Origin of the sequence: Pseudoalteromonas sp. CO342X (genome assembly GCF_004208915.1) — a bacterium.
Lineage (GTDB): Bacteria > Pseudomonadota > Gammaproteobacteria > Enterobacterales > Alteromonadaceae > Pseudoalteromonas > Pseudoalteromonas maricaloris.
The window spans coordinates 149,756-167,118 of record NZ_SGPH01000039.1; the positions used below are offsets into that span (position 1 = coordinate 149,756).

The window sequence follows — 17,363 nt, forward strand, 5'->3', positions numbered from 1 at the left end:
TTCGGATCAATAAATAGGATTGAGTATGTCTCATGCACATCATCACCATCATGGAAACAAGCTCGGTTGGGCCGTATTTGTTAATATTCTACTGAGTGTCGCGCAGGTCGTTGGTGGCATTCTTTCTGGCAGTCTCTCTTTGGTTGCTGATGCGTTACATAATTTAAGTGACGCCGGTGCGCTTATTATCGCGTTAGTCGCTCAAAAAGTTGCAAGAAAGCCGGCCTCACTTGAACTCACTTATGGCTATCAACGCGCTGAAATAATCGGGGCGTTAATAAATAGCGCGACACTCATTGTTGTTGGGGTTTATCTGCTATTTGAGGCGATTTCTCGATTTTTAAATCCAGAGCCAATTGATGGCTGGATAGTGGTGTGGCTCGCGGCCTTGGCGTTAGTTATCGATGTTATCACAGCGCTTATTACCTATTCTGCAGGTGCAAAAACCAGCCTAAATATTCGTGCGGCATTTATTCACAATGTTTCTGATGCTGCGGCTTCCGTTGCGGTGATAGTGGCTGGAACATTAATCATCTTATATCAATGGTATGTGGTGGATCTTATCGCCACTGTGTTGATCTCCGCGTACGTGATTTACCATGGCGTAGAACTGAGTAAAAGTAGTATTAGAATTCTCATGCAGGCAACGCCAGATAATATGAATATTCAAGAAGTGAAGGAATACCTTGAGACTCAAGAGAATGTTAAGACAGTAAGCCATATTCATGTTTGGCAGCTCAATGAGCATGAATATATTTTAGAGGCGCAAGTTATCATTACGTCCTTGAGCGACCAAAGCACGCTAGTGCGGTTAAAAGAGGGGTTACAGTCGCGGTTTGGATTGTCGCATACCACACTTGAATTAACCGAGGACTCTTTGGTAACACATCAGTGTGTAGAAATTAAATAAATACAAATGAAAATGGTTTGCATTAATGTTTGTGTGATCGTATAGTGCCCCAATAGCTCATACTGGTTTGCTTGCACAAGTAAGCTAGTTCGGTAATAGGGTAGAATATGAAAAATCGCATGGACCTTAGTGCAAATCGCTTAGCCAGCGGAGCTTGCGCGTTATCTTCAGTGCTGTCACCTTGGCAAGCTAAAATACTCTCTGGTAATCAAGCATACCAAGCGCAAATATTTCTGCGTGCTCGCGACGAATATCAGGTTGCATTGACACTCGCAACAGGTATTTTAGATGAATTTTTATTATGCCAAAAAGACAATGTCGTGATGAGTGCCATAGCGCATAGTTTGCCAGCTGTCGTGGTATCCGCGCATAATCTAGCTGACACTTTTATTGCGCTAGAACAGCCAAATAGAGCGTGCCAGCAACTTATCTCAATCCATCTGAAGATACATGCAACTTACCTAGAATATGCCAACGAACTTGCACCTATTGTCTTGCATCATTTGCATAAAACTCGACAAGAGTTGATCTATTTTGCAAAACGCTATCCGCACTTACCTGAGCTTATTCATCAAATTAACGAAGCGATGCTGGTAACGCACCTGCATGCTCGCGTTTTACATTAACATTTGGAGGTCGAATGGCTTATACCTTACCTGAGTTACCGTACGCATATGATGCACTGGAACCACATATCGACGCGAAAACGATGGAGATCCATCATACTTTGCATCATCAGACATATATAAATAAAGCAAACGCCGCGTTAGAGGGGACGGAGTTCGCAGGTAAAGACACCGAAACGTTGCTGAGAAATATTAAAACGTTACCTGAAAACTTACAAAAAGCAGTGCAAGAACATGTCGGCGGGCACAATAACCATAGTTTGTTCTGGCAAATTATGACTCCAAATTATGCGCCTTTATGTGACGGGCCGTTAAAACAAGCGATAGAAAGTGAGCTCGGCGGTTTTGAAAGCTTTAAAACTGAATTTACAAACGCAGCTGTCAGTCGGTTTGGCAGTGGCTGGGCATGGTTAGTTGTAGATGAAAATGGCAAGTTAGCGGTGACGAGTAGTCTTAACCAAGATAGTCCCTACATGGAGCAGCACACCCCAATATTGGGTTTAGATGTGTGGGAACATGCTTATTACCTCAAATATCAGAATCGTCGACCAGAATACATCGCGGCTTTTTACAACGTCATTAATTGGTCTGAAGTCGAGCGCAGATATAATCAAGCAATAGGTTAGTACTTTTCTTATTTCCTCAGTTAGTTAAGCCCCTAGCGGGCTTTTTTCATGAATACTCCAAACATGGTTGAGTACCAAAAATGGCTAGTTTGCTATAGTGATAGCTATTAGACTGAGTGAAAACGAAGTACGAGCGAAAGTCATGTATACACCAGAAGTTTGTTCTCAAGCTAGAAATAGTCGCGATGCTAGATTTGATGGGTTGTTTTTTGTTGCGGTCAAGAGCACCGGTATTTATTGTCGGCCAATATGCCCTGCACCTGCTGCAAAAGAAGAGAATGTAGAGTATTTTCAATTTGCCCACAATGCTGCGCAAGCAGGCTTTAGGCCTTGTATTCGCTGTCGCCCCGATAGTGCACCGGGCAGTTATGCATGGCTTGGCACGGAAACAACCGCAGTCAGAGCCAAAAAGTTAATCGATGAGGGCGCTTTAATACGTCACTCGACAGAAGACTTAGCCGATAGGTTAGGTATTTCGGTCCGTTACTTAAATAAAGTATTCAATCAATATTTTGGTACGAGCCCCAAACAATATGCACTTTATAAGCAATGTGACTTAGCTAAGCAGCTATTACAGCAAAGTGACCTTCCTGTCACGCAAGTCGCGTTTGCCGCCGGGTTTAATTCATTACGACGCTTTAATGATGCATTCCAAAAGCTGTATCAGTTATCACCAAGTCAACTTAGAAAAGACGCCGGTAGTGGCTCTGCCATTGCGATTTACTTGTCTTATCGACCACCGTACAACTGGGATAAAATGCAGCAGTTTTTAGCAATGAGAATTGTGCCAGGTATCGAGTGGTTAACAGAAAACAGTTATGGGCGAACCGTCATGATACAAGGTGAAACAGGGCGTTTCACCGCGACAATCGAGCCTGAAAAACATCGCTTTAAAGTGGCTATCGCGCTCAGCGATTTATCCTTGTTAGTTCAGATGATTGCACAGATCAGGCGGGTGTTAGATTTAGATGCGGACACCTGTTTTATTGAGTCTCACCTTCATGAAGCCGCGCCTGATTTGCCGCTACAAGAGGGACTCAGATTACCCGGGATCTGGAGTGAGTTTGAAGCGGGCATGAGAGCTATTTTAGGTCAACAAATCAGTGTTCAAGCGGCGAGAAACTTACTCGCTTTATTGGTCGAAACGCTCGGTGAGGTGGCTGAAGATGGCATGCGTTATTTCCCTAAGCCTAAGGCCGTATTTGATAGTGATCTTGCCTTTTTCAAAATGCCTGAGCGACGAAAGGCGGCTATTAAAGCTTTTGCTGAGCAATACGTTGGTTCGGAACATGTTGAACTTGATAACTGGTTAAATATTAAAGGTATAGGTCCTTGGACTGTCGACTATGCAAAAATGCGCGGATTGAGTCACCCAGACATATACTTGGGTGGTGATTTGGGTGTCAAAAAGGCAATGGAAAAATCCTTAAAAACAATAGATATTGAAAAGTGTGCTCCTTTTCGTTCTTATCTAACTTTTCAACTATGGCAACAATTATGATTGAAACTACCTTAGCCTCCCCCACTGGAGAGTGGATAATACAAGCATCCAACAATGGTTTACGATATGTCGGCTTTTTTCCAAAAGCGCGTTACGAGCAAGGGGAAAATCGGCATACAGAAATGGCAAAAAAACAGTTAACAGAATACTTTGCTGGCAAACGCCAACGCTTTGATGTGGCGCTTGATGTGGATGGTACGCACTTTCAAAAGCAAGTCTGGCAGGTGTTGGCACAAGTACCATTTGGTGAAACGCATAGTTATGGTTGGATAGCTGAGCGCTTAGGAAACAAAAATGCTGTCCGTGCTGTTGGCGCTGCTAACGGCAAAAATCCAATTAGTATCATCGTGCCTTGTCATCGCATTATTGGTGCAAATGGCAAACTAACAGGATATGCTGGCGGACTTGAAGCGAAAGAGTGGTTGTTACAACATGAGGGAGTGAGCTTCAAAAAATAGAGTATACTAGTGGTTAATCGTTGTTATTTCGATTGACTATATGTTTGGAGTGAATGTTGAGACTGCTATTTATTGTTTTTTGCGTTTTTACTTCGTGGGCCTGTATGGCAACAGAGGTTCGCTTTTGTTATGAAGATAAACATGCTCCACCCTTTATCCATGGTGCAGGACAAACTGTGCCATCGGCAAATCCAGGCGTCACGATCCAGATAGTACAACAGCTTGACGAGCACGTAAAAGAGGTGAGCTTCACCTACACTCGAAAGCCATGGAGCCGTTGTTTGCATGAGCTGGAAAATGGTAAAGTTGATGCCGTGGTGGCAAGCCATCGAGCGTCTAGAGAAGGGCTAATGGCATATCCAAAGAACCCCGATGGCACTGTTGCACAGCAATATGCAATTAATCGGATCAGCACTTGTTTACTCAAAAGCAAAACCAATAAAGCAACATTAAATCTGAGCAAAGAAATAGAACTCGCAGTCCCTCGTGGCTATGCGATTCGAGAAAGTATGCCAAAGCATTTTTCCATATTTGAAACCGACTCGTTGGAGCATGCTATTGCCCTGGTTGAAAATGAATTACTTGATGCGACCATAGGTCTTTGCCAAATCGGTAATATGCCAATCACATTATCACCTCCCTTTAACCACTTAGAAGCGGTTTTTCCACCGTTAGAAACGTCGTTTGGTTTTATGGCATTTTCTGAGCAGTTTTATCAGCAGCACCCTGAGTTAAGCTGGAAAGTGTGGCGTGCAAGTCAGCTTATTAACCTCGACACCTTATATAGTGAGTATTTACGTTCACAAACCACCCAAATGGATAAGCAATAGATCTTTTAATCGTTAGTCAGTAAACTAGCGCGAATTTTTATTTCGAAATATCTATTATGGCTCAGCTTTATTTTTACTATTCGGCAATGAATGCCGGTAAATCTACGACTTTATTGCAGTCGGCATTTAACTACCGAGAGCGAGGCATGCGCCCGTTTATTATCACAGCTGCAATTGATAACCGTGCTGGTGTGGGCAAAGTAGCGTCGCGTATCGGTTTAGAGGCTGAGGCGCAAGTTTTTGAAAGCCAAACAGATGTGAAAGCACTACTGATGTCTGCTCATACCGAGAATAAAATTGACTGTGTATTGGTAGATGAGTGCCAGTTTCTAACAAAAGCTCAAGTCGCAGAGCTGACGGATATTGTCGATGAACTGCGGATCCCGGTATTATGCTATGGTCTTAGAACGGACTTTCGTGGTGAGCTGTTTGAAGGCTCGCAATATTTGCTGGCATGGGCAGATAAATTGATTGAGCTAAAAACCATCTGTCACTGCGGTCGCAAAGCAAACCGAGTGCTTCGCACCGATGAGCACGGCAAAGCTATTGCGGATGGCGATCAAGTTGTGATTGGTGGTAACGATAGGTATGTTTCTCTTTGTAGAAAACACTATAAGGATGCCCTAAGCGCATAAGTATATTCAAACCTGATGTACTGTGAAGAGTGGCTTCTTTACAGTACAGATCCCGTTCTATAGTCACTCAGTATTTCTTCCTATCATAGTGCTAAATATATACCATTTTCTGGTTCGAATAATTTGGTAAACCTGCGGATTTGTACCATCCTTAAGAAATAGGAGTAAGGGTGTCATTTTAATGAGTCAGCAGCAGCCATTATCTTTCTTAAACGTTTCAGAGCCTGATGAACAAAGCCTAGATGAGTGTGCATCTCCTTGGGTCGTGTTGATTGTCGATGATGAACCTGAAGTGCATGATGTGACTAAACTTGTGTTAACGGCTTATCGGTTTGAATTAAAACCGCTTGAGTTACTTCATGCCTATAGCAAAAAAGAAGCGATTGATATTTTAAGCAATCGAGATGATGTTGCATTGATTTTACTAGACGTCATTATGGAAAGTGAAGAAGCGGGCTTAGAATGTGCGCAATACATACGTGAAGAGCTTGGCTATCATAACGTGAGAATAGTACTGCGCACCGGTCAGCCTGGCAGTGTACCTGAACATGAAGTCATGCTGCGTTATGATATCAATGACTATAAAAATAAAACTGACCTCACAAAATCTCGTCTATTCACTATGTTAACCAGCTCGCTGCGCTCTTATCGAGATTTAAATCGACTTGAGTTGTTGACCGATGAACTAACCAAACTTAACGAAGGATTGGAAGAAAAGGTCAAGCAGCGCACCCATGAACTTGAGTCGTCAAATGATGCCTTAAGAGAGGCATATAACCGTATTGCTGAGCAGCAGCAAGCGTTGATCCAATCAGAAAAGCTCGCTTCAGTAGGACAGTTTGCTGCGGGTGTCGCCCATGAAATAAATAATCCGCTTGCGTACTTAAAAAGTAACTTAGAGTTTGTACAAAGTTCGTTGGTTAAGTTGTATCGAGCTTGGCAATTTTTGGCAAATAACTCGCAACTCTCGCCTGAATGTGCAAAATCGCTGAGTGAATTGGAAAAAGAGTATCAACTAAACTGGGCTTTGAGTGAAAGTGATGATGTGATGGCTGAAATGCACTCGGGACTCGACAGAATTCAACTGATTGTTAAAGAACTGAGTGTGTTTTTTGAGAGTAATCAAACTCAGTTTCAGCAAGTAGAATTCTATTCTCAAATTATGGATTCTGTGATGATTAATTTGGAGTTGGATGGTACAAACTTGAGCTTGATTGAATTTGAAAAAGGAGAGCGGTTTGAGTTGCACTGTGCCCCAGCACTCCTAGAACACAGTATTTACTGCCTCATAAAGAACGCTTTAGAAAGTACGGGTAGAATGCGAAAGTCCATTAAAATAAACACGAAAGTTGAGGATCAAACACTCTCTATCGATATCTTCGATTGTGGTGAGGGGATTGCGGATAAGCTGGTACATCGAGTATTTGATCCGTTTTATACCACTAAAGCTTCAGAAAAGCATGTGGGACTTGGGCTAACTATCGCATCGAATATCATCAAATCTCACGGTGGTGAACTGCTCATAAAATCTACTATAGGCAAAGGCACCAGAGCGACTATAAATTTGCCACTTATTTGATTCAACTCTGGTTAATGCACTCTCCAATTATTAAATCTGAACTTAAAGAAATCAGTTAGTTCGCTATCTATCCAATCCTCAAGTTATCTCTTCAGTCGATATATTAAGATGCAGAAATGTGGCGACTGACACCTAAAGTTATAGCGCTATAGGTGGAGAAGTGTCCGCTGCGGACACTTTTTCCGTCCGCGGACATATTTTATCCACTTCTAAAATAAAATAAATCAATAAAATCAACGCCTTAAATTTTGGCACAAAGTTCGCCTCTTTTACTGCATACAAACTAATAAAGAAGATACGTTATGTGGTTAAGTACTGCTTTTTTAATTTCACCCTTGATGATGTTGGCTGTAGCAACGGTTGTGGCGGTATTTGACTCGTTAATTCGAGGAGAATCATTATGATTAAAGACACAAGCGGACAAGACGAAGTGCTCCAAACTGGTAAATCTAAAAAGAAGCTCGGTCTTATAATAGCGGGTGTTGTCATTATTGCAGCGCTTAGTGCACAAGTCGTGTTTGGTGGGCCAAATGCTAGTAGCTCCGTGGCTAAAGATAGAGTGCAAATTGCAGCCGTGACTTTCGGCGAGTTTACCCGCGATATTGCCGCCACAGGTTTTGTCGTTGCTGCAAATGCACCACAAATTTACAGTCCGGAGCAGGGTTATGTCTCTTTACAGGTTAAAGCGGGTGATAGCGTGACTCAAGGTGAAGTGCTAGCCACGGTCAAAAGTCCAACTTTAACCAACCGGCTCCAACAAGAAGAAGCGGAGCTGCAAAGACTGAGTGGTGAGCTTGAAGGGAAGAAGTTGGATGTCAGACGTCAAAACTTGGCATTAAATCGCTCCTTAGATCTTGCTCGTGTCGAACTATTAGCGGCAGATAGAGAAGACCGACGAGCTCAGTTATCTATCCAAAAAAACCTCATCAGCCAAATTGATTTAGAAGAAGCGCAAGACGACCTCGCGCGGGCAAAATTAAACTTCAATCATGCAGAGCAAGAAGTTGCGCTAGGCAAAGATACCTTGGCCTTTGAACTTAAATCTGTTGAGAATCAGCTTGAGAGGCAACGCTTAATTGTTGAAGAATTAAAACGTCAAGTTGCAAGTTTAGATGTGATTGCGCCGGTTTCAGGCATAGTCGGTAATTTATTAGTTGATCAAAATGCGCTTGTTAATGCCAATCAGGGGTTGATGAAACTCGTTGACTTAAGTGCTTATGAAGCCGAGCTGCAGGTTCCTGAAAGTTATGCGGCAGAGCTTGGGCTCGGGATGGCTGTCGAGCTTAGGATTGGCAACCAAAATATTTCTGGCGTGTTATCTGCGATTTCTCCAGAAGTAAATAACCGTGAAGTCACCACTCGAGTGCGCTTTTCGGACGAAAACATTGATGGCATTAGACAAAATCAACGTTTGTCTGCTCGGATTTTACTAGAGCACAAAGAAAACACCTTAATGGTCAAACGTGGCGCTTTTATGAGTGAAGGTGGACACATTGCTTACAAACTAAGTGGTGATATCGCTGAGCGAATTGAGATCACTACCGGTACCTCAAGCATCAGTGAAGTTGAAGTGCTTAATGGCTTACAGCAAGGCGATCAAATCATCATCAGTAGTTACGACGCATTCGAACGTGCGCCCAGCATCTTATTAAGATAAGAAGGAAAATAATAATGTTAGTTATGAATAATATCGGCAAAGTATACCAAACTGATATGGTGCAAACACACGCACTCAGAGATTTTAACCTGCAAGTAAATGAAGGAGAGTTTATCGCGGTAACAGGTCCTTCAGGCTCAGGTAAAACGACCTTCTTAAATATTGCTGGGATGCTAGAAGGGTACTCTAGTGGTCAATATATGCTAGATGGAATTGATGTTGGCAAGCTCAACGACAACCAAAGAGCTGATCTGCGAAACCAAAAAATCGGTTTTATTTTTCAAGGCTTTAACCTTATCCCAGATTTAAACTTGTACGAAAATGTTGAAGTGCCATTACGCTATCGTGGTGTCAAGGCGGCTGAGCGCAAGCGCAGAATTGAAAACTGCCTCGAGCAAGTTGGCCTTGCTGGCCGCGCAAAACACTTGCCACAACAGTTGTCCGGCGGACAGCAGCAGCGTGTGGCTATTGCAAGAGCGCTTGCTGGTGAGCCACGCTTTTTACTAGCCGATGAACCAACGGGGAATTTAGATAGTTTAATGGCGCGTCAGGTGATGGAATTACTAGAACAAATTAACCGTGACGGCGCAACTATAGTAATGGTTACCCATGATCCGGAGCTTGCAAGACGTACACCAAGAAACATCCAGATTGTAGATGGACAGGTTGCGGATTTTACTTTGTATCAAGGTAAAGGTGCGGCTTCACAAGCGTTGAAATCTCAGGTGGGAGCGTAAGTTATGTTTGCCCATTACCTTGATTTAGCCTGGCGTAGCCTAAAAGCCACGCCGCTTGCGACTAGCCTAATGGCGCTGGCTATTGCCATTGGCATTGGCGTCACTATGGTGAGTTTGTCTGTGTATCACATGATGTCCGCCGATCCAATTCCAAGCAAAAGTAGCAAACTCTATGCTGTACAGCTACAAGTGATGGATGAGGGACAAACCTATCATTCAGCTGATGATATTCCCTTTCAGCTGACATTTTTAGATGCGAAAAATCTGTATCAAACGCTAAACATCGACAAAAAAGTCGTGATGTTTAAATCTGGTTTTGCGGTTCATGTAAACAACCCCGAAGTGAGCCCCATGTTGCAAACGACACGGCTAATAACCCGAGAGTTTTTCGCCATGTTTGAGTTGAATTTTTTGTATGGTGGAGTGTGGAGCCAAAGCCAAGCAGACAATGCTGCACCAGTTACTGTTATTGACGAAACTATCGCACAAAAGTTATTTGGCCGCAGTGATGTGGTGGGAGAAAGTATTTATTTAGCGCAGCGAAGATATCAAGTAGTAGGGGTAACTAAGGAGTGGCAGCCAAACGTCAAAATGTATGACTTAAACAATGGCGCGTTTGCTGATGCCGAACGTATCTTCATTCCCTTCAGTCATGCGGCAGCTTATGAGATTGATACTTGGGGAAATACAAATGGTTGGAAGAGGGAAGAGATTAACAACTTCACGGACAAAATGAATTCAGAAATGCTTTGGACTCAGTTTTGGGTTGAATTAGAGAATGATAAAGAACAACAAGCGTTAGCAACACAACTGGATAATTACATCCAAACCCAACAAGATTTGGGAAGATTTAACCGTAAAACACGAGAATTTTCACTTCGAAATGTCACTGAATGGCTTGAGTACAATAATGTGGTTAGTGAAGATAACAAAGTCATGATTGGTTTAAGTTTTATGTTCCTTGCTGTTTGCTTAGCCAATATTATTGGATTGTTACTTGCGAAATTTCTTAAACGTGCCCCTGATGTTGGCGTAAGAAGAGCACTTGGCGCAAGTAAAACGCAAGTCTTTTACCAACACTTGGTTGAAGTGGCGTTGCTTGGTTTTATGGGGGGAGTGATAGGGATAGTTTTTGCTCAGCTTGGCTTATGGGGGATCCGCAAAACTAGTCATGTATACGAAAGTCTTGCAACGATGGATGTCTCTATGCTGTTAGCAGCGCCGAGCATCGCTATTGTGACTTGTATTCTTGCAGGGCTTTACCCAGCTTGGATAGTGTGTAAAACATCACCTGCTACTTATCTAAAAGTGCAATAAGGCAATAAGGAGAGTCCCATGTTGGAATTAAAACCCATAATCAATGCGTTATTGCGCTCTAAAGTTGGTGCCGTACTTGCTATCCTGCAACTTGCCCTAACGCTGGCAATTGTCAGTAATTCGCTGTCTATTATTAGTGAGCGCGTCACCTATCTCAATAAGCCAACTGGCTATCCTGAAGAGTCGATAATTACCTTCAGTGTCATGTCGTTTGACGACAAGGTAGATGCAAACCAACAGCTTATCGTTGATGAGAGAATACTAAAAAGTATCCCAGGTGTTATAGAAGCCGTGGGAGTGAGTTCAGTTCCGCTTTCAGGAGGTGGTAGCAATTCGGGATTCAGCTTAACCCCAGAAGACGATGGTAAACATACAAACTCGGGGCATTTATACGCCAATGAACAAGTTATCCGTACCTTGGGCGTAAAATTGATAGAAGGTCGTGATTTCACATCTGGTGATGTCTTGATCTCAAGTGAATATGCTAAGCAGCCAGACGTTGTTATTGCTAGTAAGGCGTTTACGGACGAGATATTTGGTGAGGGCAAAGGATTGGGCGAAACGATTTATTATGGTGGCGGCCCGTTAAAAGTCGTGGGGATTGTTGAGCGTATGACTAATGCTTGGCCGCGGTTTAGAAATGCTGATCGCTTAATTATTTTTCCTATGGTGAATGCGAATGGATTTCAAGATTTCTTAGTTCGCACAGATCCGAGTTTGCGTGGCGAAGTAATGAAAAAAATAGAGGCGGCGCTGCTTCAAGAAAATCCTAGTCGTGTGATCACAGGCATTAAAGGGCTTGATGAGGTGAAAGGAAAGTACAATTCTAAAGACCTATTGATGCTAAGAATGTTGCTAGTGCTAATCACTGCATTGGTCGTCGTGACGGCGCTGGGAATATTTGGTCTTACTCAGTTTAATATCAGTAAACGTACTAAACAGATTGGTACTCGCAGAGCTTTGGGGGCGCGTAAGTCTGCAATTGTTCGTTACTTTGTGGTAGAAAACCTCATTGTTTGTGCAATTGGCTTAGTACTTGGCACTGTGGCTACGGTTTTCCTAGGACAAAAGCTAATGTCTTTGTATTCAGTGCCGCCGCTAGAAGTAAGCTATATTTTGATAACGGCGCTGGGGCTTATCGTGCTCTGTATCGCGTCAGTTATTTTTCCTGCTAAAAAGGCGGCGAACATTTCACCGAGTATTGCAACAAGAAGTGTATAACCCTTATGCTAATCGGGTTGTGCGAGCAGCCTGATTAGCATTACGTAACTTGCCTTGTATTAGTTGTGCTAGTATAGGTAACACGTAATAACAAGAATAAAATCATATGGATAAAATCTTAATTGTGGATGATAACCCAGCAGTGCTTGATGCACTGTCATTGTTACTTGAGCTGCATGATTATCAAGTGGTTACCACGTGCTCACCGTTAGAAGCAATTAAAGTGGTGTCGTTTCAGCAGATTGCACTAGTTATCCAAGATATGAACTTTAGTGCAGACACCACATCAGGAGAGGAGGGGGCTGCGCTATTTCACCAATTGAAAGCATTAAATGCAAAACTCCCTATTATCTTATTAACGGCTTGGACTGAGCTCACCACGGCGGTTGAACTGGTAAAAGCAGGAGCGGCAGACTATCTAGCTAAGCCGTGGGACGATCAAAAGTTACTCACCACGATTGCAAACCTCATTGCGCTTGGTGAGGCACATAAGCAAGTTGCAAACTTTGAACGGGCTGAACAAGAACGCCAACAGTTTAATCAAGGTGCGGATTTATGCGGGTTTGTATATAAATCGGTGGCGATGCAGCGAGTCATAGATATGGCGCTGCAAGTCGCTAAATCTGATGTGTCAGTGTTAATAACCGGTCCAAATGGTAGCGGTAAAGAAAAAATCGCAGAGATCATTCAAGCGAACTCACCACTAAAAAACCAACCCTTCGTAAAAGTGAATGCAGGCGCGCTCCCAAGTGACTTAATCGAAGCTGAGTTATTTGGTGCTGAGAGCGGTGCTTATACCGGCGCGAATAAGCAGCGTATTGGTCGCTTTGAAGCTGCTGATAAAGGCACGTTATTTTTGGATGAGATTGGTAATTTACCTCTTCCTGGGCAAACAAAATTGCTACGTGTTTTGCAAAGTGGCGAGTTTGAGAGGTTGGGTTCAGTCGAGACAAAAAAAGTCTCGGCTCGTGTCATCTCAGCAACGAACGCGGATCTGCTAGCGGATATTCGAGGGGGGAAATTTCGTGAGGATCTATATTATCGCTTAAATGTCATCGAGCTAAACTTACCCGCGTTGTCAAAGCGAGTGGATGATATTTTACCTTTGGTCGCGCATTTTTTACCTGCAAGGAGGCTTACTTCGGATGCCCAGCAAGCATTATGTGAACACCCTTGGCCTGGTAACGTACGGGAGCTTGAAAATGCCTGTAAACGGGCGGCTGTATTGAACCATGATGGCGAGCTCAGTGCGAAGGATTTTGGTCTTGATGTGCAGGCAAATACAGCACAAGTTAGCGTATCACATACCATACGAGAACCCAGTAAAGAAGAATTGGAGCAGGCGCTCAAGACTCATCTTGGCGTGATTGCGAAAGTGGCGCGACACTTTAACATGAGTAGACAAGCGCTTTATCGTCGCTTGCAAAAGTTTGGCATTGAATATTAAGGACAATAATGACGACATCGCAGCAACATATATTGATCATTGCCATCAGTATTATGATTGGCCTTATTCCTTTATGGTTTTTACTCGATGATCACAGCGGTTTCATTGTAATAGTACTGGGCTCCGTCAGTGTTGCACTACTGCTGTATAAACTATTAATGCGTGAAAACAAAGCGGGGTGGGAGGCGCTAGAAGTCGGCTTGATGAACTTTAAGGATGGCGAATTTTCTACGTCCATTACCTATAACGCTAACAATGAGCTCGGTCGACTGTGTCAGCTATTCAATGAAACGGCAAAACAGTTAAGAGATGAAAAACAATGGATTTATCAGCGTGAGCTGATGCTAGATAAAGTGCTTGAGTCGTCACCTCAGGTACTTGTCCTTGTCGACTCACAGGGTGTGGTGGTATTTGCTAACAATAGTGCAAAAACGTTTTTTAACTGTGAGCATCGCCTTGAAGGTGAGCGTTTTAGTAGGTTGTTATCCGAAGTTCCGGATGAACTTCATCAAGCTGCAAACAACCAACTTGATGGCTTGTTCTCAATACAAAGCAGCAGTGGTGAGTCGCAAATGTGGCATCTCGCCAACGGTGAGTTATTACTCAACAACCACTTTCACAAATTATATATTTTTAAGCAATTCACTCGAGAGTTGAGCCGCCAAGAAGTGCAAGTTTGGAAGAAAGTGATCCGCATCATTAGCCATGAGTTAAACAACTCATTAGGGCCTATTTCATCTATGCTGCACAGCGGACAGATCTTGGCTGAACGCGTGGATGAACCTAGGCTAAGTCGAGTCTTTGCGACGATAGAAGAGCGCATTGTGCACCTTAGCGAGTTTGTTCAGGGCTATGGTAAGTTCGCCAAACTTCCTTTGCCAATCATTGAATCTGTGGATTTGCAGGTTTTGTGTGAGCGGCTGCAAAGCCATTGGTCATTCCAATATCAGCTTAATCAAACGCAGTTACAAGCAGACACGACACAGTTAGAACAGTTACTTATTAATTTGATAAAGAATGCGACTGAGTCTGGCTCTGAGATACAGGAAATCTGTGTTCAATCTGAGCAGCGCAGCGACGAAGCTTATATTTGGGTGCTCGATAGAGGTGAAGGCATGAGTGACACCGTGATGGCGAATGCCTTAATTCCATTTTACTCTACCAAAGCGTCAGGAACAGGGCTTGGTTTAGCGCTGTGCAGAGAAATTGTGGAAGCACACAACGGTAAGATCAGCCTCTATAATCGCGAAGGTAAAGGTTTGTGCGTCGAAATTCGGTTACCGAACAAATTATCCTGAATTTACTCAGGATAATAAACTTAAGACTGAGCTCATCAATTATTTTGGTGGATCAATCGAATGGTTAATGCTGGCGTTAACCCTAAACCACCCTGCAATTGAATAGCGCTTTTCGTTGGCAACTAATACTTCATGAGGAAATTCATCACTTAAAAAGGTAACTAGTGTGCCATAACTTGGCAGTACCGTTGTGAGTATCTCCTCGTGATTATTGGGATTATAAACAACTAGCTCGCCGCCATTGTCTGACGCCCATGACTGATTTAAGTACAATACCGTGGTCAAAATACGGTTGGTTCTTCCCTTAAAGGCGTCAATATGCTTTTTGTAAAACGCCCCTGAAGGATAAATGGCAAAGTGGCTTTCATAGCTAAAAAGTCCCATAAACAGCCGTCTGTTTAAATAGGCTTTTAGCTCGCCCATGTAGTTGAGCCAAACAGATTCCAACTCATTGCTGCTATCTAGCCAGTGAATTTTATCTCTGCGAATTTTCTTATTTTGTTCGTGAGAGGCTAAACGACCAATGCCAGCTTGCTTAAAATCATCATTGCTTAGCTCCGCTATTCTCAATTCCAACTTGGATAAAATGTCGGGACTGACGAAATTTGGCAAAATACTAATGCCTGTGGTTTGTAAGTCCTGAGCTAATTTCTCGAACGGAAATTCTAAGTCTAAATCTAACAATAGCGGCGCCTCTGAAAAAGGTCTTTTTACCGCTTTGTTTGGTACCGATCCAGCGAGTTAATTTCACCTTGTCGATAAGCGAATTTTGTTAATGATGTTTTCGCTGGCGGCTTCGATTAAATCAAGCACATGTTCAAAGCCACGTTCACCACCATAATAAGGATCAGGCACTTCATGCTCGGTCATGTCACCAAACGCTAAAAACAGCTGAACTTTATGCGCTAAGTCGTTAGGACAAATGGAGAGTAGATCGCGGTAATTAGCGTTGTCTGCACACAAAACTAAGTCGTAATCTTCAAAATCGCTGGGTTTTACTTGCTGCGCTGAAATGCCTGAAAAGTCATACCCTCTTGCGCTGCCTGCTGCGACACTTCGTGGATCCGGAGGGTTACCTTGATGATAGCCAATGGTGCCAGCGGAATCGATACGGATTGTTAACTCTGTTGCTGCGAGTTTATGCTTTAATACCGCCTCCATAGTTGGAGAGCGGCAGATATTACCCATGCAGACGACTAAGATACTAGAAATTGCGCTCATATTGTTGTCCTTCAAGTACGCTTTTATACCAATAGTATTCATTCTCCAAGTCTACCGACTTTTTAATTCAGAGCAAAATATAAGGCGCCGGCTAATACCAACAGTATTAGGGCGCCAAATTTAACTCGTTAGTTTGGGAGGTTTTCGTGAGGACCGAATACCTCATAGAATATTTGCTCGGCTTGTACACTGGCATTCATCAGTTGGGTTTTGATAAAGCGCATAAAGGCAACCGGGCCGCATAGATAGAACTCTCCGTCTGTGAGCGGCAAAGTATCTTTGATTGCGTTGATATCCATCAGCCCAGAATGCGTACCCTCGGCTTCTGACTCCAACCAAGTAACCACATTAAAATCTCGGATATTGCTACCAAGCTCATTGATTTCTTGATTGAAACCTAAGTCACTGTGAGTTTTATTCGCGTGTAAAAAGTGTGCTTCGACTTCAGGTGAATGTTGGCTATGAACACCAAGCATGCAAAGCATAGGGGTTATTCCAACCCCAGCGCTAATGTATACCTTTGGACTGGCTGTGTGTTGTCTGACAAAGTCTCCAGCTGGTGGAGTGAGCTTGAGAGTGTCGCCCGCCTTAAGTGTATGAAGATATTGCGATACCGCACCGTCGTGTTTAGTAGAGATCCTAAGGTACGAACCGTTGGGGGCAACAGACAAAGAGTATTGGCGGATCTGCTGAAACCCTGCCACTTCTTTTGGTACAAAGACAGAAACAAATTGTCCAGCTTGGTAATGAGGTAGGGCTTTACCGTCGACAGGCTTGAGATAAAAGCTTTTAATATTTTCAGTATTGCTTATCACCTTTTCAATTGTAAATTCACGAGTTCCTTGCCACCCACCTTGCTGCTCAAGCGCGGTTTGATACAGGCCATGCTCTGCGGTGATAAATAAATCGGCTAAAAACTGGTAGGCACTAAGCCAAGCTTGCTCTATTTCGTCTGTAAATTGCTCGCTGAACTCGGCTTTGAGTGTTGCAATTAAATGCCGGCCAACAATAGCGTATTGCTCAGGTAAAATCCCAAGGCTAACGTGCTTATGGTTGATACGTAAAATGGCGTCACTGAGCACTTCTGGTTGATCAATGTAATTGGCATAGGCCGCTAATGCTGCAAATAGTGCCAACGGCTGTTTTCCCGAAGCCTGATGGGATTGGTTGAATACCCCTTTTAACTCAGGGTGTTGATTGAACATGCTATGATAAAACTTGGCGGTGATCTCGGGACCGACCTGAGCCAATAGCGGTGCACTTTGTTTTACCAACTCAATCGTGTTGTTTGTAAGCATTA

At 43.2% G+C, this 17,363-nt stretch carries 17 protein-coding genes; 14 read left to right on the top strand and 3 right to left on the bottom strand.

All coding sequences use genetic code 11. From position 1 onward, the window contains the following. The first annotated feature begins 25 nt into the window (after positions 1-25). The 14 genes from EXT47_RS18740 (at position 26) to EXT47_RS18805 (ending at position 14,842) form a co-directional block, all read left to right on the top strand. Entirely contained in the window at positions 26-910 is an 885-nt protein-coding gene (locus EXT47_RS18740; protein WP_039491658.1) for a cation diffusion facilitator family transporter, read from the top strand. Positions 911-1,017: 107 nt separating this feature from the next. Continuing rightward, the gene (locus EXT47_RS18745) at positions 1,018-1,536 is read left to right on the top strand and encodes a hypothetical protein (RefSeq protein WP_039491655.1); all 519 of its coding nucleotides are present in this window, start codon (positions 1,018-1,020) and stop codon (positions 1,534-1,536) included. A 14-nt stretch (positions 1,537-1,550) separates the two neighbouring features. After that, positions 1,551-2,162 carry a superoxide dismutase gene (locus EXT47_RS18750; protein ID WP_039491653.1) on the top strand — a complete coding sequence of 204 codons (612 nt, stop codon included), beginning with the start codon at positions 1,551-1,553 and terminating at the stop codon, positions 2,160-2,162. A gap of 142 nt (positions 2,163-2,304) precedes the next feature. Further along, positions 2,305-3,663, top strand: a complete 1,359-nt coding sequence (locus EXT47_RS18755; RefSeq protein WP_039491650.1) for an AlkA N-terminal domain-containing protein — start codon at positions 2,305-2,307, stop codon at positions 3,661-3,663. Continuing rightward, positions 3,660-4,121 (top strand): methylated-DNA--[protein]-cysteine S-methyltransferase, encoded by a 462-nt coding sequence (locus EXT47_RS18760; protein WP_039491647.1) that lies wholly within the window; start codon positions 3,660-3,662, stop codon positions 4,119-4,121. Before EXT47_RS18755 ends, EXT47_RS18760 begins: the two co-directional genes overlap by 4 nt. 104 nt (positions 4,122-4,225) lie before the next feature. Further along, on the top strand, positions 4,226-4,951 hold the full coding sequence (locus EXT47_RS18765) for an amino acid ABC transporter substrate-binding protein (protein WP_223193763.1): 726 nt from the start codon (positions 4,226-4,228) through the stop codon (positions 4,949-4,951). A 56-nt stretch (positions 4,952-5,007) separates the two neighbouring features. Beyond that, complete coding sequence (locus tag EXT47_RS18770) at positions 5,008-5,586, top strand: thymidine kinase (RefSeq protein WP_010374832.1); 579 nt, start codon at positions 5,008-5,010, stop codon at positions 5,584-5,586. Between the two features lie 181 nt (positions 5,587-5,767). Beyond that, entirely contained in the window at positions 5,768-7,165 is a 1,398-nt protein-coding gene (locus EXT47_RS18775; protein WP_039491642.1) for an ATP-binding protein, read from the top strand. A 400-nt stretch (positions 7,166-7,565) separates the two neighbouring features. Continuing rightward, positions 7,566-8,822: an efflux RND transporter periplasmic adaptor subunit gene (locus EXT47_RS18780; protein ID WP_130127301.1), complete on the top strand. Its 1,257-nt coding sequence runs from the start codon at positions 7,566-7,568 to the stop codon at positions 8,820-8,822. A gap of 14 nt (positions 8,823-8,836) precedes the next feature. Beyond that, a complete protein-coding gene (locus EXT47_RS18785) occupies positions 8,837-9,559 on the top strand; it encodes an ABC transporter ATP-binding protein (protein WP_039491636.1) in 723 nt (240 codons plus the stop codon). Positions 9,560-9,562: 3 nt separating this feature from the next. After that, complete coding sequence (locus EXT47_RS18790; RefSeq protein ID WP_039491635.1) at positions 9,563-10,876, top strand: ABC transporter permease; 1,314 nt, start codon at positions 9,563-9,565, stop codon at positions 10,874-10,876. Between the two features lie 18 nt (positions 10,877-10,894). Beyond that, entirely contained in the window at positions 10,895-12,097 is a 1,203-nt protein-coding gene (locus EXT47_RS18795) for an ABC transporter permease (RefSeq protein WP_039491633.1), read from the top strand. 106 nt (positions 12,098-12,203) lie between these two features. Beyond that, positions 12,204-13,544, top strand: a complete 1,341-nt coding sequence (locus tag EXT47_RS18800) for a sigma-54 dependent transcriptional regulator (protein ID WP_130127302.1) — start codon at positions 12,204-12,206, stop codon at positions 13,542-13,544. Positions 13,545-13,552: 8 nt separating this feature from the next. Next, positions 13,553-14,842 (top strand): PAS domain-containing sensor histidine kinase, encoded by a 1,290-nt coding sequence (locus tag EXT47_RS18805; RefSeq protein ID WP_130127303.1) that lies wholly within the window; start codon positions 13,553-13,555, stop codon positions 14,840-14,842. Positions 14,843-14,881: 39 nt separating this feature from the next. On the opposite strand, the gene EXT47_RS18810 is transcribed toward EXT47_RS18805, so the two are convergent. The 3 genes from EXT47_RS18810 to hmpA all read right to left on the bottom strand — a co-directional run bounded on the left by EXT47_RS18810 (position 14,882) and on the right by hmpA (position 17,361). Beyond that, on the bottom strand, positions 14,882-15,526 hold the full coding sequence (locus tag EXT47_RS18810) for a 2OG-Fe(II) oxygenase (RefSeq protein WP_130127304.1): 645 nt from the start codon (positions 15,524-15,526) through the stop codon (positions 14,882-14,884). A gap of 63 nt (positions 15,527-15,589) precedes the next feature. Continuing rightward, on the bottom strand, positions 15,590-16,063 hold the full coding sequence (locus EXT47_RS18815; protein WP_039491626.1) for a low molecular weight protein-tyrosine-phosphatase: 474 nt from the start codon (positions 16,061-16,063) through the stop codon (positions 15,590-15,592). 128 nt (positions 16,064-16,191) lie between these two features. Further along, positions 16,192-17,361, bottom strand: a complete 1,170-nt coding sequence (hmpA, locus tag EXT47_RS18820) for an NO-inducible flavohemoprotein (RefSeq protein ID WP_130127305.1) — start codon at positions 17,359-17,361, stop codon at positions 16,192-16,194. Positions 17,362-17,363: the final 2 nt, after the last annotated feature.